The following is a 16,191-nucleotide window of genomic DNA, read 5'->3' as shown; positions in this document are numbered from 1 at the left end:
TCTGGTAAGCCTAACCTATCTTGCGGTACGCACCGCTACGGCCAATCCTCGAGGAGGTTCGATGCCCGAGCTCATGACCACCTGCCCGCCGCGCCATACGTACCTGGCGTTCGATCGCACGTGTGACAGGCTGCGCGCGCTGCAGCCTGAGCATCCGCGTGTGTATGCGGTGGCGGCGATGGTCGAGCAGGGCAAGCGCCGATGGTGGCGGCTCGCCGACGGGGTGCGCGAAGGGCGCATCGAGCGGATGTATCGCAGGCATGCCGCGGAGATGATCCGCGCCGATGTCGCGGCGGAGGTGGTGGCGACCGCGCTGATCCACGCGGTGGTCGGCCGGGTGATCGCGCTGCTGGTGGCCGAGGGGCGGGCCTGGGATCCTGGCCTGGAGAACCTGTGGATCCACACCGACAACGACGGCGGCATCGACTGGGCCGGGCTGGGCGACACCACCATTCGCGTGCTCGACGGCGACCCGCTGGCCGAGGAGTCCGGCGTGGTGAGCCTGCCGTGCGAGGGCGCGATGTATGTCTGGCTCGCGCATCGCTGCGAGCCCTCGCTGACGCTGATCCAGTCGAGCATGGCCCGCTACTCCGGGCTGAGTGCGCGCCGATTCTGGTTGCTGGTGGGTGAATCCATCGCGGGCGCTTCGACATACGTGCCGGATCTGGCCGGCACCGATGCCGTAGTGGGCACGCGGCGTGGTCAAGGCCTCTTGGCGGCCTTGGAGCAGCGTGGATTACCGGTTCGCCGCGCGACGGCCTTGCTAAGTTAGGTAAGCCTGACCTATACTCATAACCGGCGTAAGGATTGGTCGAGAGTCCCGAGGGCTGCGGTGACCCCCGATTCATTGCCGCGAAGGGCTCCACCCCTAGGGGTGGAGCCCTTCGCTTTGCCCAGGTGTGACCTATCTCGCTTTTCGTTTTCTGGCGTGGCGCGATTTCGCGGGTCTACTGTGACGCCGACACGAAAGCGAAATCCCCTGAACCCCTGGGTGATTCGTCGCATTTCGGACAGCACGGCGGGTCGGAAACCGCCGCGTGGCCGAGCTGTCCGGTGCCGTGCCGCCGACCTCAGGTGCGACCGCCGCCGCACCGCTGCCGAGGCGCCGACGTCGGCGTTTGCCTTGTCCGGCAGACGTTCTCGCCGTCGCTCATCCTGTACCGAGGAGTGTGCCGGATGCTCGCCGAACCATCCCGTCTCCGTTCCGTCGCCGCGGCCTCGGCCGCGACGGCCTTGCTGCTTGCCGCAGCCTGTGGCGACGAGCCGAAATCGCACAGCCATGATCCGGTCAGCGCGGCCGCGCACGCCGCGCCGCACTGGGACTACGACGCCGAAGGCCCTGACCACTGGGCCGATCTCGACCACGACTACCTCACCTGCAAGAGCGGCCACGAACAGTCGCCGATCGACCTACCGAGCCACACCAGGCTCGATCCGGCCGAGCACATCACCCTCGACTACGGCTCGGTGCCGACGCTGCGGCTGGTCGACAACGGACATACCGTGCAGGCAAACCTGCAGGCGGGCAACGGAAATCGCCTCGTCGTCGGTGCGGTGCCGTACGAGCTCACGCAATTCCACTTCCACCTGCCCAGCGAACACACCGTCGACGGCAGCGGCACGGCCATGGAATTGCATCTGGTGCACAAGAGCAGTGCGGGCAAACTCGCGGTGCTGGGCGTTCTCCTGGAAGCGGTGGACGCGCCCTCGGCCTTCGACGAAATACTGTTGACGGCACCGACAACGGTGGACGCCGAGACGATCGTGGAAACCCCGACCGACTTGCGCGCACTCCTGCCCGCGGACCTCGACCAGTTCCGCTACCAGGGCTCGCTCACCACGCCACCTTGCAGCGAAGGCGTCTCGTGGACGGTGCTCGAACACCCGGTGCCGGTCGCCACCGCCGGCGTCGACCGGTTCCGAACGCTGTTCCCGCACAGCAACCGCCCCACCCAGCCGCTGAACGGACGACCGGTCACGCTGGCGGGCGGGTGAGCCAGCGGTAATCGGCCGAAACCGCTGTGCAAAAGTGGACCGCATGACAGATCAGGAGAAGCCGGCGGCGGACTGGCTCGCGACCATCACGCCGGAGCAGATGACCGAGGCCAGCGAAGGCACGTTCAGCGACCTGATCGGCCTGCAGTACACCGAGCTGAGCCCGGACCGGGTGCGCGGCGAATGGACCGTCAAACCGCACCTGTACCAGCCGGCGGGCATCCAGAACGGCGGCGTCTACTGCACGGTCATCGAGACGCTCGCCAGTGTCGCGGGCGGGGTCTGGTACGGCGGCAAGGGCACGGTCGTCGGGGTGAACAACAACACCGATTTCCTGCGCGCGGTCCGCGACGGCACCCTCTACGGCGAGGCGACCCCGATCCACCGCGGCCGGTTGCAGCAGCTGTGGCAGGTGGTGATCACCGACGAGCAGGAGCGGGTGGTCGCGCGCGGCCAGGTGCGGCTGCAGAACCTGCCTGCCAGGGACTGACCAGGCGCTCGTCCCGCCTCGCGGGACGGGCGTGCCAGAATGACCCGTCACCCGACCACCCCGACCCGGTGAGGAGCCCGGATGCGACTGTCGCCGCACGAGCAGGAACGGCTGCTGTTGAGCTACGCGGCCGAGCTGGCCCGGCGCAGGCAGGCGCGCGGGCTCAAGCTCAACCATCCCGAAGCCGTCGCGCTGATCAGCGACCACGTGCTCGAAGGCGCGCGGGACGGTCGCTCGGTGGCCGAGCTGATGTCTTCGGGGCGAACGGTTCTCACCCGCGCCGACGTGATGGAGGGCGTGCCGGAGATGATCCACGACGTCCAGGTCGAGGCCACCTTCCCCGACGGCACCAAGCTGGTCACCGTCCACCATCCGATCGGCTAGGAGCGCCGCATGAGACAACGACGCGAAACCGACGGCCGGGTGCGCGCGGCATGATTCCCGGCGAATACCGCTGCGCCGAGGGGACTATCGAGCTGAACGCCGGCGCCGTCCGGATCGAGCTCGACGTGGTCAATACCGGCGACCGCCCCGTGCAGGTCGGCAGCCACGTGCACTTCCCGCAGTCCAACGCCGCGCTGCGGTTCGACCGCGCCGCCGCGCACGGCTACCGGCTCGACATCCCGGCCGGTACCGCCGTTCGTTTCGAACCCGGTCTAGGACAACGCGTTTCGCTGGTCCCCATCGGCGGCGCCCGCGAGGTCCACGGCATCACCCTGCCTGCCCCCGGCCACCTGGACGGTCCCCGGTGAGCAAGCGCAGCGACCCGGAGAGGGCACGATGAGCGAGTTGAGCCGCGCACGGTACGCGGAGCTGTTCGGGCCGACCACCGGCGACCGAATTCGGCTGGCCGACACCGATCTTTTCATCGAGATCACCGAAGACCGCAGCGGCGGACCGGGACTCGCGGGCGAGGAGGCCGTCTTCGGCGGCGGCAAGGTGCTGCGCGAGTCGATGGGCCAGTCCCGTGCGACCCGCGCCGACGGGGCGCCGGACACGGTGATCACCGGCGCGGTGATCATCGACCACTGGGGCGTCATCAAGGCCGACGTCGGTATCCGCGACGGCCGCATCTGCGCACTCGGCAAGGCGGGCAACCCCGACACCATGGACGGCATACACCCCGACCTGGTCGTCGGCCCGTCCACCGAGATCATCGCGGGCAACGGCCGCATCCTCACCGCGGGCGCGATCGACTGCCATGTGCACTTCATCTGCCCGCAGCTGATGGACGAGGCGCTCGGCGGCGGCATCACCACGCTCATCGGCGGCGGCACCGGCCCGGCCGAGGGCAGCAAGGCGACCACCGTCACGCCCGGTTCCTGGCACCTGGCCAGGATGCTGGAGGCCACCGACGGCTGGCCGCTGAACATCGTGTTGCTTGGCAAGGGCAACACCGTCAGCGCCGACGCCATGTGGGAGCAGTTGCGCGGCGGCGCAGCAGGTTTCAAGCTGCACGAGGACTGGGGCTCCACCCCGGCCGCGATCGACGCCTGCCTCACCGTCGCCGACGCGGCGGGCGTGCAGGTAGCCCTGCACTCGGACACGTTGAACGAGGCCGGTTTCGTCGAGGACACCCTCGGCGCCATCGCGGGCCGCGGCATCCACGCCTATCACACCGAGGGCGCCGGCGGCGGCCACGCGCCCGACATCATCACTGTCGCAGCGCATCTCAACGTGCTGCCCAGCTCGACGAACCCGACTCGCCCGCACACCGTGAACACCCTCGACGAGCATCTGGACATGCTGATGGTGTGCCACCACCTGAGCGCGTCCATCCCGGAGGACCTCGCGTTCGCGGAGAGCCGGATCCGCCCGTCCACCATCGCGGCCGAGGATCTGCTGCACGACCTCGGCGCGATCTCGATGATCGGTAGCGACTCCCAGGCCATGGGCCGCATCGGCGAGGTGGTCATGCGCACCTGGCAGACCGCGCACGTGATGAAGCGCCGCCGGGGCGCGCTGCCCGGCGACGGCGCCGCCGACAATGCCAGGGTGCAGCGCTACATCGCCAAATACACCATCTGCCCGGCCGTCGCGCACGGTCTCGACCACGAGATCGGGTCGGTGGAGGTCGGCAAGCTCGCCGACCTGGTGCTGTGGGAGCCCGCCTTCTTCGGTGTCCGCCCGCACGCGGTGCTCAAGGGCGGCGCCATCGCCTGGGCCGCGATGGGAGATGCCAACGCCTCCATCCCGACCCCGCAGCCGGTGCTGCCCCGCCCCATGTTCGGTGCCGCACCGCTCGTCGCTGCCGCGACCTCGCTGCACTTCGTCGCCGAGCAGGCGATCGACGACGGCCTGGCCGACCGGCTGCGGATCAACCGAAAGCTGGCTCCGGTCAAGAACGTTCGGGATCGTAAGAAAACCGACATGCCGCACAACGACGCCATGCCGCGCATCGAAGTCGACCCGGATACCTTCACCGTGCGCATCGACGGCGAGGTCTGGACCGAGCAGCCCGCCACCGAACTTCCGATGGCGCAGCGTTATTTCCTGTTCTAGGGGGAGAGGTCGACCATCAGCGTGGCCAGCTGCAAGGCGGCCGCGCATGGGTCGAGCGGTGTTGTGCGCGAACGGTTCTGGACCCGCCAGGTGATCGCGCCGTTGGACGCGGCGACGACCGCGCAGTCACCCGGATCGAGCGGGTTGCGTACGTAGAACGCGGTAGCGGTGACCGTACCGAGGGCGTGCTTGGTGATCACCATGTGCTCGGTCTGGAAGCCGCCGGCTCTGGCGCGGTCCCACAGCTGCTGGAGTGAGTCTCGCGCGGAGTAGGTGAAGCTGATGCCCGCGTCGCCGGCACCGACCTGCGCCTCCCAGAAGCAGGCCTGCGGGGTGTGGTGCGCGGTGAGGCTGTCGGCGTGGACGGCGTCGGTGAGCTGCTGGATGGTCACCGGCGCACAGTCGGCGAACGGGGTGGTGGGTGCTGCCGGGGCGGCGTCCGGGGCGCTGCCGCATCCCGTCACCAATCCGGCGAGGGCGAGTACGGCGAATCCGGTTTTGCGGGCAGAGAACGGGGTCATCACCGCTCCCTTTCTGGATCATCAAGGGGTCGGACCAGGCCACAGTACCGACCGGTCTGTCGTTATGCGACCTGAGCAGGGGCGATCTTGGTCTCAGTCGACCCCGTCGGACAGTCGGCTGCCGTGCAGCCGGTGGTGACGGAAGGCGAGGCGGACGATATCGGCGATGCCGGGGTCGGCGATCGTGTACACATTGCGCCTGCCCTCTTTGCGCATGCGTACCAGACCGGCCAGTCTGAGTTTGGCGAGGTGTTGGCTCACCGCCGGCACCGTTTGGCCGATCTCGGTGGCCAGCGTGCCGACATCGCGTTCGCCTTGGCCAAGCAGCCAGAGGATCTGCAGCCGGGCGGTGGCGGCGAGCATACCGAAAACCGCTGCCGCGTCATGCAGTTGAGTCGCCGGGAGGGGTCCCGGCTCGCCGCGCTCGATCACGTCCGCCTCCAACCTGCCGGTAGCGTGGCACGGAGTGGAATACTTGCGCAACTGATTGACGGATGTAGGGCAGCGGGTTTCTAATAATGAGTGCGCGAATCCGCGTAAATGAACCACCAACGAAGCGGGGTGAGCGGCTGATGCCGGTTGACAGTATCGACGTCTCTGGCCGGTTCTCCCTAGCGAAACGGGTTGTGCCGGTTCGTCGTTGATCTGCCCGCGCGATCGGTGGCCGTGTCGAGCGGCCGGTCGATCGCCTGACGCGGCACCAATTCGATCTTTTCGATCCGACGGGTCGGCGCATGCGGCGTCAGCCTGTCCAGTCGGCGCGACCATCCCACGTAGCACTTGTCGACGCGAGCCGAAGACAAACGGCTGGCAAGCGCGAGCGCGGGAGGCCGCACAGGGCGCTCACCGGCGCGACTGTGCACAGGGGGCGCGCCGACGTCCGGGCGCGGTGCGATCTGTCCGCGCACGGACTCCGGCCTGCGAGCCAGGCACCGTCAGCACCAGAGGTAACGAAGTAGGGGAGTTCCGCCATGGCGATCATGTTCAAGAAGGCCGAAACATCGCACCGCGCACCGAATCTGGAGCGGCAGTCGATCTGGTTCACCGTCGGCCTCTACCTGTTGATCAGTGCGGGACTGCTGACCATGCACTACGCCCACCCGCAGGGGCCCGTCGGTTCCTCGTCGGGTTCGCCCGCCCACTCGTCCTACGGTCGGTAGCGATGCCTGCCCTCAGTAGCGCCGTGCCCGCCGACCGGTTCGACACCGAAGTCCTGCAACAACATTGGATTCCGCTGGCGGCGGCCGACGCCGACACCGCCGCGGTGCTGCGTGAGCGGCTCGGTGTCGACTTCGCCGCCGCGCGCAACCGGGTCTGGGAGACGGACAACTTTCTGTACCTGCCGGTCGTCGCCAATTACAAGCGCGGCGACGCCATCGAACGCGAAACGATCGTCTTCGCGCTCGGTTCGGAATTCCTGGTGACGCTGCAACCGGACGAGCACTTCGTGCCGTTCGACAAGGCGATCGCCAAGATGCGCCGCAACCCGGCACTCACCGGCTCCGCGCACGGGGTGATGTACGCGCTGTTATGGGCGCTGAACGAGGCGTCCGAGCGGGTCATCTACTACGCCAGCGACGCGCTGGAGGCGATGAACGACGAGATCGAGATGGCCACCAACGGTTACGACCAGCGCGGTCGCGAGATCGGCGTCGCCGACATGCGCGGCACCATGTCGCGGATGAACGCGGCCGAGGAGATCGTCTCGCGCACCCAAGAGACCCAGCTCCAATTGGCCCGCGCCGCACGGCATCTGATGGCCGACAGCACGGTGCGCAGCGCCGAACTGGAGAGCCTGCTCGCCATCCTGATCGCCGACATCGACGGAGTGAAGCAGCACGCGGGCTTCGAGCACGACAAGGTCCGCTACCTGCAGCAGTCGGTCATGACCTGGCTCGACGTCAAACAGAATCAGATCGTCAAGGTGTTCACCATCATCACCGCGGTCTTCCTGCCGCCGACCCTCATCGCCACCTTCTACGGCATGAACTTCACCTGGATGCCCGAACTGGAGTGGGAACACGGCTTCGTCGCCACCACCTGTATGACCCTGGTGGCCGCGGTGATCCCGCTCGCCTACATCAAACGAAAGGGCTGGCTGCGCTGACGGCGGCGTTCGGCCCGCGCGGCTTGGCCGAGCGCGGCATTCAATATCATGACTGGCATGACGGCCGCCGGTAGCAGCTCCGCCGCGCCGCGCCTGGATGCCAGGACCGAACGATGGCGTGCGCATCGGGAACAGGTGCGTGGGGAGTTCGTGGATGCCGCGTTCCGTGCCTTGGCCGAACACGGACCCGACGCGAGCATGGACGACATCGCGCGGGCCGCGGGGTGCGCCAAACCCAAGCTGTACCGGCATTTCGCGGACAAGACCGACCTGTACCTGGCGATTCTCGAGCGGGTGCAGAGCATGCTGTGGGAGCGCGTGCTCGCCAAGATCAGCCTGACCACCGATCCGGTGGCCGAATTGCTGCGCACCGCGATCGCCGAGTACGTGGCGGTGGTGGAGGAAGAGCCCGAGGTGTTCCGCTTCCTAGTGCACAGCCGAATGGCGCAGCAGGCCGAACAGCCGGAACGGGCTATCGAGGTGGCGCAGCGCTCGGCGCTGCTGGCGGCGCAACTGATCGAGGAACGGCTGGCCGGTCAGGACGTCGACACCGGCAGCCTGGAGCTGACCGCCTACGCCATCTTCGGCGCGGTGGGCTCGGCCACCGATTGGTGGCTCGGGGCGAATCGGGCCAGGGCGGAAGTGATGTCGGCCGAGCGATTCACCGAGCATGTGAGCACCATCGCCCGCGGCATGCTCGACGGTGTCGCCGAACTCAACAACCTGTCCATCGACGTGGACAAGCCGGCTCACCTCGCGTTCGCGCCGGACTGAATCGTCGTCGGCGGCAACCGTTATTGGTCGAAGGCGATGTGTACCCGGGGTGACTCCGGAAGGGTTTGGCAGGCCAGGGTCAGGCCCAGGGCGATCTCGTCGTCGATGAGGGCCTCGCACTGCCGCATTCGGGTGCGGCCCTGCTTCACCGAGCAGACGCAGGTGCCGCAGGCGGATTCGCGGCAGACGTAGGGCGCGTCGATCCCGTTGTCCAGCAGCACATCCAGCAGGGGAGTGCGCTTGGGCCAATTCAGGATGTGGGTCGTGCCGTCGATCTCCACCTCGGCAATGACGACATCTGTTGCGGCGGTCTGTGCTTCGCCGGCGCGGCGGGGTTCGTCGAACGGATTCGACTGCAAAGACCGGTACTCCTCGGTATGTAACCGAGTCGCGGGCACGCGCAACGCCTCGGCCGCCGACCCGACCACGGTCATGAATCCAGCGGGCCCGCAACGAAACCAGTCACGATCCGAGTACGGCCGTACGAGTTCGGCGACGGCCGCCGCGGAGGGCAACCCGCGCTCGGATTCCAGCCAGTGCAACACGGCCAAACGGCCGGGGTAGCGGCCCGCCAACTCGTCGAGCGCGTCGGCGAAGATCACCGACTGCCGATCCCGATTGGCATACAGCACAACGATATTCCCGCTGCCGCCGGCGAGCATGGACTTGACGATCGAGATGACCGGTGTGATGCCGCTGCCCGCCGCGCACAGCAGTACATCGGCATCCAGATCGCGCGGTCCGAACGAACCGGACGGCTCGAGCACCGTGATCAGGTCACCCACGGCGACGGTGTCGCAGAGCAGGTTCGAGGCATAGCCGCCCGCGATCCGCTTGACGGTCACCGCGATCCGGTCGTCACAGTGCGGGCTGCTGCACAACGAATAGCACCGCGCCACCGAGCCGGTCCGCTCGCTGGGCACCCGCAGGGTGAGGAACTGGCCGGGGCGGTAGCGGAAGCGTTCGCTGAGCTCGTCGGGCACCTCGAAGACCAGGGTGCGGGCGTCGGCCGTCTCCTCGATCACCGCACCGACCTTCAATACATGTCCGCGCACGCCGTTGTCCGCGTTCATCGTGCTACCTCGACACCTCGAGCGGCGGTGCCATGGGCTGGGCAGCCGGAGTCGCCGCGACCGGATCGATCAGCCGGAGCACCCGCCGCCCGATCCGTTCGAGCCGTGGCACATCGAACGGTCGGGTCATCCGCCGATTCACCCCTGGCGCGAGGCGCAGCATGAAGTACCCAAGCCACGCCTCGGCGCGCACCGGCACGACGGCGAGGTCGTAGCGCACCGCCCGCTGGGCCGCCCGCGCGACCAGGTCCGGACTCAGCGGCGAGAACGGCAGTTTCGCGGCCGCGTCCTGCACGCGCCGCGTCAGTTCCCTGCCGCGCTCGATCAGGTCCTGATCCACCCCGACGGTGACGGCGTGCTGGCCGATATCGGTATTGATCACGCCGGGACAGATCGCGCTGACCCCGATGCCCTTGGGCCCGAACTCGAGTCGCAGACACTCGGTGAGCATCTTCACCCCGGCCTTGGACACCGAGTACGCCGACATCACCGGCGTCGGGGTGAACGCGGCCGCCGACGCGATGTTCACGATGTGCCCGCGCTGACGGTTATCGATCATCTGCTGCCCGAAGACGCGGCAGCCGTGCACCACGCCGAGCAGGTTCACGCTCAGCTGACGGTCCCAGGCGGCCGGGGAGAGGTCGACGAACTTGCCGCTGACCAGCATTCCCGCATTGTTGACCAGCACGTCCGGCACGCCGTGGTCGGCGAGCACGTCCCGGGCGAACGCCTCCCACGCGGCCGGATCGGTGACGTCGAGGCGGGCCGCGGTGGCCCGCCTGCCGCGCGCGTGGATCATCGCCTCGGTCGCCAGGGCCGAATCCAGGTCGAGGTCGGAGACCACGACATGCGCGCCTGCCCTGGCGAATCGGAGAGCGATGGCCCGGCCGATGCCGCTGCCCGCGCCGGTCACCACCACCAGGTTCGGCTCGATGTTGGTGAGTTTCATACCGATTCCTCGAGGATCGCGCCGGTCCGCGGTGCGGGAACGGTATTCCGATAGTGGTAGTCGTCCAGGTCGAAATGCCGGTTCTGCCAGTACATCTCGCCATGCGTGGACGGACGGAACGGTGAATCCCCGTGGCTGTTGATGTAGTAGGTGTTCGATCCTGTGCAGGTATCGGTGAACAGGAAGTTCTTCCGCTGGCGGCGTAGGCATTTGGCGAAGTACTCGTCGTGCGCCTGCCTGCTGATCTCGCACTCGGTCGCGCCGCGGCGCTTGGTCTCGGCGATGGCCCGGCTCAGGTGCGCTGCGGTGGCCTCGATCATCCAGATGTAGGAGCCGAGCACGAAGCCGTAGGGGCCGGTGATGGTGAACATATTCGGGAATCCGGGCACCGAGACGCCGTGGTAGGCCTGGAATCGATGCCGGTCCCAGAACTCGCCGAGATCGAGGCCGTCGCGGCCGGTCACCGGGAAGGGCGGTATCGAATCCTTCTCCCACAGTTTGAATCCCGTGGCGCAGATCAGCACGTCGACCGGGTGCTCGACCCCGTCCTCAGTGGTGATCCCGCGCTCGCCGACGGACCCGATCGGCTCGGTGACCAGGCTGACATCCGGCCGATTGAACGTCGACAGGTAGTCGTTCGACATCGACGGCCGTTTGCAGCCGAGCCCGTAGGCGGGAATCAGCTTCTCGCGCAGCACCGGATCGTGCACCTGGCTGCGCATCCACCGCCGCGCCGGGATCTCCGCCAGCCGCCGACCCGCGTCGGACAGCCAGGTCGGGCCCGCCACCATGCCGCCCATGCCGATCTCGGTGGCGACGGTGCCGACCAGGCGGATACCGGAACGCACCCAGGGCCGTTCGAGCACCGCGCGCCCGATCCGGCCTACCGCCGCATCGGTTTTCGGGAACACCCAGATCGGGGTCCGTTGGAAGACGCTCAGGTGCGCGACCTCGTCGACGATGGCGGGCACCAGTTGCAGCGCGGTCGCGCCGGTGCCGATCACCGCGACCCGCTTGCCCGCCAGCGCGACGTCGTCGTCCCACAGCGCGGTGTGCATGAGGGTGCCGCGGAAGTCGTGCAGGCCCGCGATGTCGGGCATCTTCGGGCGTTCCAGCCCGCCGATCGCCATCACCACGTAGCGGGCGGTGAGCGTGCGGCCGCCGTCGGTGCCGAGCAACCAGACGCTGTCCTCGGCGTCGAACACCGCCGAGACGATCGTCGTGTTCAGTCGCAGCTTCGGCCGCAGTCCGTACTTGTCGACCATGCTCTCGGCGTAGTCGCGCAACTCGGTGCCGGGCGCGAAGATTCGTGACCAGTCGCCGCGCTGCTCATAGGAGAAACTGTAGATGAAAGACGGGATATCCACGGCGACACCGGGATAGGTGTTGGCATGCCAGGTCCCGCCGACTCGATCCCACTTGTCCACGATGACGAAGTCGTGAATGCCCTTGCGTTGCAGGGCGATGGCGGCGCCGATGCCGCCGAACCCCGCCCCGACCACGATCACTTCGTGGTCGGGCGCCGCCGCGCTCATCGGACACGATCCACGAGCGCGCCGTCGGCGCCGAACAATTCGGTCTGCCACTGCCGCAGCAGGGCCGCGGTGTCGACGTCGTCGGGGTGGAAGCCCGGTTTCAAATACACCCGGATCTCGCTGAGCAACCCGCGCACGATGGGCCCGCGTACCAAACTATAGGACTGCCTGGCGACGGCGATCGGGCGCCATGCGGCGGGGTCGGCCACGATCGAGGCGAGCACGCCCAGCCCGACCACCGGAATCGTGAAGGCGTAGAGCACCGACATGACGGCGATCCGCAGCCACTCCGGCCCGTCGACCGCGCGGTAGACATCGAAGGCCACCGATTTGTGTTCCAACTCCTCGAGGGCGTGCCAGTTGAGCAGGTTACGCACCTCGGGATCGGCTGCGAGAGCTTGAATTTCACTGCTGGAGAGCACCCGCGCCGCGAGTACGGCGGTGTAGTGTTCGGCGGCCGCCGTGATCGCGAGGTGCGCGGCCCGCGGTGCCAGCCGCTCGGCCTGCTCGACGAGTCGGTGCTGTCGGCTGATGACCTCTTGCAGGGGATAGCCGAGCGCGAACAGCTGCTCGTTCAACTTTCCGTGCTGCTGGCCGTGTACCGCCTCCTGGCCGATGAAGGCGGCGACTCGCTTCTTGAGCACCGGGTCGGTGATCTGGTCGGCGAATCGGCGCACCGATCGGATGAACGACTCCTCGCCGGGTGGGAAGACGGCCGACAGCAGCGCGAACAGATGGCTGAGCACGATGTCGTCGCCCGCGTAGTACTTGGTCATCGGCTCCGGTTCGCCGAAGCGGAATTTCATCCGCCGCACCTTCGGGTAGCTGCCCGCGCCGGTGGGTTGCACGCTGGAAGTCATGTGAATCTCCATTGATTCCGGGTTCGAAAGGGCTACTTGAGGTGGTCGACGAGAGTGCCGTCGGTGCCGAACAGCTCTTTCTGCCAGCGCTGCAACAACTCTCGGGAATCGATGTCGTCGGGATGGAAACCGGGCCGCAGATACAACACCAGTTCGCGGCCGATGCCGCGGAACACCGGCCCGCGGAACAGCGTGAGAGCTTCTCTGGCCAAACTCAACGGATAACGCCGTGCGTCCGGATCCCGACCGAGGGAGACGGTAAGGCCGACGGCGGTGAGTGGGAGGGTGAGCGCCACCAGGGTCGCCATGGTGAGGATGCGCATCGTCTCCGTGCCGCCGACCGCGCGGTACACGTCGAACGCCACCGACTTGTGCTCCAGCTCCTCGAAAGCATGCCAGTTCAAGAGGTTTCGCACTTCGTCATCGCCGGCGAGTGCTTGGATCTCGGGACTGGACAGCACGCGTTCGGCCAGCACCGCCGTGTAGTGCTCGGCCGCCGCGGTGGCGGCCAGGTGTAACCGCGCGGGGATGCGCTGCTCGAGGCGTTTCTGCCGTTCGATGGCCGCCGGTGCGTCCAGCCACTCGATGGGGTAGCCCATCTCGATGAGTTTCTCGTTGAGCCGCCGGTGTTCCTGGCCGTGCATCGCCTCCTGACCGATGAACCCGGCGACTCGCTTCTTGAGCACCGGGTCGGTGATCTGGTCGGCGAATCGGCGCACCGATCGGATGAACGACTCCTCGCCCGGCGGGAACCCCGCGGAGAGTCCGGCGATGAAGTGGCTGAACACCATGTCGCCGCCCGCGTAGTACTTCGACATGGGCACCGGCTCGCCGAAACGGAATCTGATTCGCCGCGCCCTCGGATATCCGCTGCCCGTGCGTTCCTTGCTTCGCACACTTTGCTCGGTCATCTCGCACCTCATTGAGCTCGGTACCGTCAGTATGCGGTACTACTAGTACGATACCGTCTCAGACAGGGGAAGCAAGAGGTGTTTCGAATGCCGCAGGTAGGCGCAATTCCGTTGTGCCTGTTGACCTGTTGTGTCTGGTAATGCTCGGCTCGGATCGGTCGCACGACGGGTGCGGCGGTCTCGCCGAAGATGAATGGTTCAACCTCCGTGACTGAATGTTTGCTCAAATGTTGCGGAGAGTCCGGGATCGAGCTAGGTTCATCCCAAACGGATAGTCGTAAGTGCCCTGCCTGATGAGTATTACCGGGAGCATCCGATGCGGAACCGACTTGTAGCTGCAACATTGCTTGTGATCGGTCGTGGCTGACATGGCTGTGATGATCACGCCGGCCGACGATCTGCTGGCCACGAACGAGTTCCTGCACGACGGCGTGCCGGTGTACGTCGCGATCGGACGACCCAAGCCCTATCCCAACGGCACCGGTTGGCGCTGCCGAGTGCGCGTCGAATGCGGGACCACGCGGCTCGAACAGTCACAGGTCGTCGCGCCGACCGCGCCGGAAGTGCTCCGCCTCGCCCTCGAGCTGATCACCACCCGCCTCGGCATGACGGAGTCGGAGTTCTTCGAAGGCGCCACCATGAGCCCCGCCGCCTGACCGACACCCCCGCGCGCGTGGTCGATGTGGTTGGGGCTCTGGTGAACACGGTGCGCCCCGGCCGGAGTGCGGGCATGCTGGAGGGGTTGGTGTAGACGTGTAATCAGGGGTGGTGATCGACGTGGACGATGACGCCGCGATGGATGCCTATTCGCGCACGGTGATCAGGGTTGCCGCGTCGGTCACGCCGCATGTGGCCAGCGTGCGCACCCGGCGGGGCAGCGGGTCGGCGGTGGTGTTCACCGACGACGGGTTCCTGTTGACCAACGCGCACGTCATCGGGTCGGCCGGCGGTGGCGAGGTGGTTTTCGCCGACGGGGTGGAAGCCAAGTTCGACGTCGTCGGCATCGACCCGCTGTCCGACCTGGCCGTGCTGCACTCAGCCGACGGCGCGCCACCGGCGGTGACCCTCGGCGACGCGGACGAACTCGTCGTCGGCCAGCTGGTGGTGGCCGTCGGCAGCCCGCTCGGACTCGCCGGATCGGTCACCGCCGGAGTGGTGAGCGCGCTGGGCCGCGCCGTCCCGGTCGCCTCGCGCCGCGCGGGACGGGTCATCGAGGACGTGATCCAAACCGACGCGGCCCTCAATCCCGGCAATTCCGGTGGCGCGCTGTCGGACTCCGCGGGCCGGGTGGTCGGCATCAACACCGCCGTCGCGGGAATCGGGCTCGGCCTGGCGATTCCGATCAACGCGACCACGCGGCGCATCATCGATACCTTGCACACCGACGGCCGAGTGCGCCGCGCGTACCTGGGCCTGGTCGGCATGCCCGCGCCGCTACCCGCCACCGTCGCCGCCCGCACCGGACAGGCCGCCGGTGTCCGCATCATGGAGGTGGTCCGCGGCGGCCCGGCCGAGCAGGCCGGCCTGCGCCGCGGCGATCTGGTCCTCAGCGTCGGACGCGCCGAAGTGCGGGACGCACAGGGCATTCAGCGCCGGCTGTTCGCCGACGCGATCGGGGTCAAGCTACCGGTCACCGTGCTGCGCAACGGTGCCATGGTCGACGTGGTTGCGGTACCGATCGAGTTGACCGTCGACTGAATCGACCGGCCACTGATCGCCGGGCTGTCGGTGAATCGCCAACCGATCCGCACGAGCTCCCGCGTCAGTGGGCTACTTGGCGACTGCGGCTGGTGTGGGTTCCTCGGCCGGTACGACACTCTCGCCGCTGTTCCAGCGCGCGTCGACGACCAACCCGAGCACGCCGATGGCGATCAGTACCCCGGAGAACACGATCAAGGCCGGGTGGGTGTTGCCGGTGAGGGCGTCGCCGAGGATGACGGTGCCGACGGTGCCGGGCAGCACGCCGAGCAGCGTGGCAACCATGTACGGCCAGAAGCGGATCGAGGACAGTCCGCAGCAGTAGTTGAGCACCGAGAACGGCACGAAGGCGATCAGGCGCAGGGAGCCGACCGCGAGCCAGCCGCGCCGGCGCAGCCGATCGTCGACGGAGCGAACGGCCGGGTGGGTGAGGCGCGAGGCCACCTGTTCGCGGTCCAGGGCGCGTACGAGCAGGACGGCGAGCGCGGCACTGACCGTCGTCGCGCCGACGGCCAGCGCGATGCCGAGCACCGGACCGAACAGCAGCCCGGCGCTCACCGTGAAAACGGTGCGCGGGATCGGCGCCACCGTCACCAGCGCGTGCACCACGAAGAACACCAGCGGAAAAATCGGGCCGACCGAGCCCGCCCAGTCCTGGATCTGCTGTGGACTCGGCAGTGGGACCAGCAGCGCGGCGACGAACAACGCGGCGACACCGACGATCGTCGCGAGCACGCGCGGGTCACGGATCAGCCTGGTCACCGGGGCCAGGTTAC

The 16,191-nt window shown here is 67.6% G+C and carries 20 protein-coding genes; 11 read left to right on the top strand and 9 right to left on the bottom strand.

What is annotated here, in order from left to right:
- Positions 1 to 61: 61 nt before the first annotated feature.
- From ACIHA7_RS11895 to ACIHA7_RS11870, 6 genes are all read left to right on the top strand, one after another.
- Positions 62 to 772, top strand: coding sequence for a hypothetical protein (locus ACIHA7_RS11895; RefSeq protein ID WP_397288366.1), 711 nt, complete (start codon positions 62 to 64; stop codon positions 770 to 772).
- A 404-nt stretch (positions 773 to 1,176) separates the two neighbouring features.
- Positions 1,177 to 1,995 (top strand): carbonic anhydrase, encoded by an 819-nt coding sequence (locus tag ACIHA7_RS11890; RefSeq protein ID WP_397288364.1) that lies wholly within the window; start codon positions 1,177 to 1,179, stop codon positions 1,993 to 1,995.
- A gap of 100 nt (positions 1,996 to 2,095) precedes the next feature.
- Positions 2,096 to 2,485, top strand: a complete 390-nt coding sequence (locus ACIHA7_RS11885; protein ID WP_397288737.1) for a PaaI family thioesterase — start codon at positions 2,096 to 2,098, stop codon at positions 2,483 to 2,485.
- Between the two features lie 81 nt (positions 2,486 to 2,566).
- Positions 2,567 to 2,869, top strand: a complete 303-nt coding sequence (locus tag ACIHA7_RS11880; protein ID WP_107656465.1) for an urease subunit gamma — start codon at positions 2,567 to 2,569, stop codon at positions 2,867 to 2,869.
- Between the two features lie 50 nt (positions 2,870 to 2,919).
- Positions 2,920 to 3,237, top strand: a complete 318-nt coding sequence (locus ACIHA7_RS11875) for an urease subunit beta (RefSeq protein ID WP_397288362.1) — start codon at positions 2,920 to 2,922, stop codon at positions 3,235 to 3,237.
- Positions 3,238 to 3,265: 28 nt separating this feature from the next.
- Complete coding sequence (locus ACIHA7_RS11870; RefSeq protein ID WP_397288359.1) at positions 3,266 to 4,987, top strand: urease subunit alpha; 1,722 nt, start codon at positions 3,266 to 3,268, stop codon at positions 4,985 to 4,987.
- On the opposite strand, the gene ACIHA7_RS11865 is transcribed toward ACIHA7_RS11870, so the two are convergent.
- The 3 genes from ACIHA7_RS11865 to ACIHA7_RS11855 all read right to left on the bottom strand — a co-directional run bounded on the left by ACIHA7_RS11865 (position 4,984) and on the right by ACIHA7_RS11855 (position 6,416).
- The gene (locus ACIHA7_RS11865) at positions 4,984 to 5,508 is read right to left on the bottom strand and encodes a DUF3558 family protein (protein ID WP_397288357.1); all 525 of its coding nucleotides are present in this window, start codon (positions 5,506 to 5,508) and stop codon (positions 4,984 to 4,986) included. The two genes, ACIHA7_RS11870 and ACIHA7_RS11865, sit on opposite strands and share 4 nt — an antisense overlap.
- Before the next feature lie 93 nt (positions 5,509 to 5,601).
- Positions 5,602 to 5,940, bottom strand: a complete 339-nt coding sequence (locus ACIHA7_RS11860; RefSeq protein ID WP_397288355.1) for an ArsR/SmtB family transcription factor — start codon at positions 5,938 to 5,940, stop codon at positions 5,602 to 5,604.
- A gap of 179 nt (positions 5,941 to 6,119) precedes the next feature.
- Complete coding sequence (locus ACIHA7_RS11855) at positions 6,120 to 6,416, bottom strand: hypothetical protein (protein ID WP_397288353.1); 297 nt, start codon at positions 6,414 to 6,416, stop codon at positions 6,120 to 6,122.
- Between the two features lie 63 nt (positions 6,417 to 6,479).
- Here ACIHA7_RS11855 and ACIHA7_RS11850 point away from each other — a divergent pair, with 63 nt between their 5' ends.
- From ACIHA7_RS11850 to ACIHA7_RS11840, 3 genes are read left to right on the top strand one after another with little or no spacing between them, the layout of a single operon-like run.
- A complete protein-coding gene (locus ACIHA7_RS11850) occupies positions 6,480 to 6,668 on the top strand; it encodes a hypothetical protein (RefSeq protein ID WP_397288351.1) in 189 nt (62 codons plus the stop codon).
- A 2-nt stretch (positions 6,669 to 6,670) separates the two neighbouring features.
- Complete coding sequence (locus ACIHA7_RS11845) at positions 6,671 to 7,615, top strand: CorA family divalent cation transporter (RefSeq protein WP_397288349.1); 945 nt, start codon at positions 6,671 to 6,673, stop codon at positions 7,613 to 7,615.
- Between the two features lie 57 nt (positions 7,616 to 7,672).
- On the top strand, positions 7,673 to 8,389 hold the full coding sequence (locus tag ACIHA7_RS11840; RefSeq protein WP_397288347.1) for a TetR/AcrR family transcriptional regulator: 717 nt from the start codon (positions 7,673 to 7,675) through the stop codon (positions 8,387 to 8,389).
- Between the two features lie 20 nt (positions 8,390 to 8,409).
- On the opposite strand, the gene ACIHA7_RS11835 is transcribed toward ACIHA7_RS11840, so the two are convergent.
- Genes ACIHA7_RS11835 through ACIHA7_RS11815 form a run of 5 tightly spaced genes read right to left on the bottom strand, consistent with a single transcriptional unit; the run spans position 8,410 to position 13,717 of the window.
- On the bottom strand, positions 8,410 to 9,462 hold the full coding sequence (locus ACIHA7_RS11835) for a 2Fe-2S iron-sulfur cluster-binding protein (RefSeq protein ID WP_397288345.1): 1,053 nt from the start codon (positions 9,460 to 9,462) through the stop codon (positions 8,410 to 8,412).
- A 4-nt stretch (positions 9,463 to 9,466) separates the two neighbouring features.
- The gene (locus ACIHA7_RS11830) at positions 9,467 to 10,411 is read right to left on the bottom strand and encodes an SDR family NAD(P)-dependent oxidoreductase (protein WP_397288343.1); all 945 of its coding nucleotides are present in this window, start codon (positions 10,409 to 10,411) and stop codon (positions 9,467 to 9,469) included.
- On the bottom strand, positions 10,408 to 11,946 hold the full coding sequence (locus tag ACIHA7_RS11825; protein ID WP_397288341.1) for a flavin-containing monooxygenase: 1,539 nt from the start codon (positions 11,944 to 11,946) through the stop codon (positions 10,408 to 10,410). Before ACIHA7_RS11825 ends, ACIHA7_RS11830 begins: the two co-directional genes overlap by 4 nt.
- Entirely contained in the window at positions 11,943 to 12,806 is an 864-nt protein-coding gene (locus tag ACIHA7_RS11820; protein WP_397288339.1) for a metal-dependent hydrolase, read from the bottom strand. The genes ACIHA7_RS11825 and ACIHA7_RS11820 overlap by 4 nt, the downstream gene beginning before the upstream one ends.
- Before the next feature lie 32 nt (positions 12,807 to 12,838).
- Entirely contained in the window at positions 12,839 to 13,717 is an 879-nt protein-coding gene (locus tag ACIHA7_RS11815) for a metal-dependent hydrolase (protein WP_397288337.1), read from the bottom strand.
- 368 nt (positions 13,718 to 14,085) lie between these two features.
- On the opposite strand from ACIHA7_RS11815, the gene ACIHA7_RS11810 reads away from it, so the two are divergent.
- Positions 14,086 to 14,373, top strand: coding sequence for a hypothetical protein (locus ACIHA7_RS11810; protein WP_397288735.1), 288 nt, complete (start codon positions 14,086 to 14,088; stop codon positions 14,371 to 14,373).
- Between the two features lie 139 nt (positions 14,374 to 14,512).
- A complete protein-coding gene (locus tag ACIHA7_RS11805; RefSeq protein ID WP_397288733.1) occupies positions 14,513 to 15,415 on the top strand; it encodes a S1C family serine protease in 903 nt (300 codons plus the stop codon).
- Between the two features lie 72 nt (positions 15,416 to 15,487).
- On the opposite strand, the gene ACIHA7_RS11800 is transcribed toward ACIHA7_RS11805, so the two are convergent.
- Positions 15,488 to 16,177, bottom strand: a complete 690-nt coding sequence (locus tag ACIHA7_RS11800; RefSeq protein WP_397288335.1) for a TVP38/TMEM64 family protein — start codon at positions 16,175 to 16,177, stop codon at positions 15,488 to 15,490.
- Between the last annotated feature and the right edge of the window lie 14 nt (positions 16,178 to 16,191).

Source organism: Nocardia sp. NPDC052316 (assembly GCF_044547795.1).
Lineage (GTDB): Bacteria > Actinomycetota > Actinomycetes > Mycobacteriales > Mycobacteriaceae > Nocardia.
The sequence above is the reverse complement of the archived record's forward strand: the minus strand, read 5'-3'. Positions and strand labels throughout refer to the sequence as shown.

What these genes read in the sequence shown, in the direction of transcription:
- ACIHA7_RS11895 (WP_397288366.1), top strand. Translation starts at nt 62, where the DNA reads ATGCCCGAGCTCATGACCACCTGCCCGCCGCGCCATACGTACCTGGCG.
- ACIHA7_RS11890 (WP_397288364.1), top strand. Translation starts at nt 1,177, where the DNA reads ATGCTCGCCGAACCATCCCGTCTCCGTTCCGTCGCCGCGGCCTCGGCC.
- ACIHA7_RS11885 (WP_397288737.1), top strand. Translation starts at nt 2,096, where the DNA reads ATGACCGAGGCCAGCGAAGGCACGTTCAGCGACCTGATCGGCCTGCAG.
- ACIHA7_RS11880 (WP_107656465.1), top strand. Translation starts at nt 2,567, where the DNA reads ATGCGACTGTCGCCGCACGAGCAGGAACGGCTGCTGTTGAGCTACGCG.
- ACIHA7_RS11875 (WP_397288362.1), top strand. Translation starts at nt 2,920, where the DNA reads ATGATTCCCGGCGAATACCGCTGCGCCGAGGGGACTATCGAGCTGAAC.
- ACIHA7_RS11870 (WP_397288359.1), top strand. Translation starts at nt 3,266, where the DNA reads ATGAGCGAGTTGAGCCGCGCACGGTACGCGGAGCTGTTCGGGCCGACC.
- ACIHA7_RS11865 (WP_397288357.1), bottom strand. Translation starts at nt 5,508, where the DNA reads ATGACCCCGTTCTCTGCCCGCAAAACCGGATTCGCCGTACTCGCCCTC.
- ACIHA7_RS11850 (WP_397288351.1), top strand. Translation starts at nt 6,480, where the DNA reads ATGGCGATCATGTTCAAGAAGGCCGAAACATCGCACCGCGCACCGAAT.
- ACIHA7_RS11845 (WP_397288349.1), top strand. Translation starts at nt 6,671, where the DNA reads ATGCCTGCCCTCAGTAGCGCCGTGCCCGCCGACCGGTTCGACACCGAA.
- ACIHA7_RS11840 (WP_397288347.1), top strand. Translation starts at nt 7,673, where the DNA reads ATGACGGCCGCCGGTAGCAGCTCCGCCGCGCCGCGCCTGGATGCCAGG.
- ACIHA7_RS11835 (WP_397288345.1), bottom strand. Translation starts at nt 9,462, where the DNA reads ATGAACGCGGACAACGGCGTGCGCGGACATGTATTGAAGGTCGGTGCG.
- ACIHA7_RS11830 (WP_397288343.1), bottom strand. Translation starts at nt 10,411, where the DNA reads ATGAAACTCACCAACATCGAGCCGAACCTGGTGGTGGTGACCGGCGCG.
- ACIHA7_RS11825 (WP_397288341.1), bottom strand. Translation starts at nt 11,946, where the DNA reads ATGAGCGCGGCGGCGCCCGACCACGAAGTGATCGTGGTCGGGGCGGGG.
- ACIHA7_RS11820 (WP_397288339.1), bottom strand. Translation starts at nt 12,806, where the DNA reads ATGACTTCCAGCGTGCAACCCACCGGCGCGGGCAGCTACCCGAAGGTG.
- ACIHA7_RS11815 (WP_397288337.1), bottom strand. Translation starts at nt 13,717, where the DNA reads ATGACCGAGCAAAGTGTGCGAAGCAAGGAACGCACGGGCAGCGGATAT.
- ACIHA7_RS11810 (WP_397288735.1), top strand. Translation starts at nt 14,086, where the DNA reads ATGGCTGTGATGATCACGCCGGCCGACGATCTGCTGGCCACGAACGAG.
- ACIHA7_RS11805 (WP_397288733.1), top strand. Translation starts at nt 14,513, where the DNA reads ATGGATGCCTATTCGCGCACGGTGATCAGGGTTGCCGCGTCGGTCACG.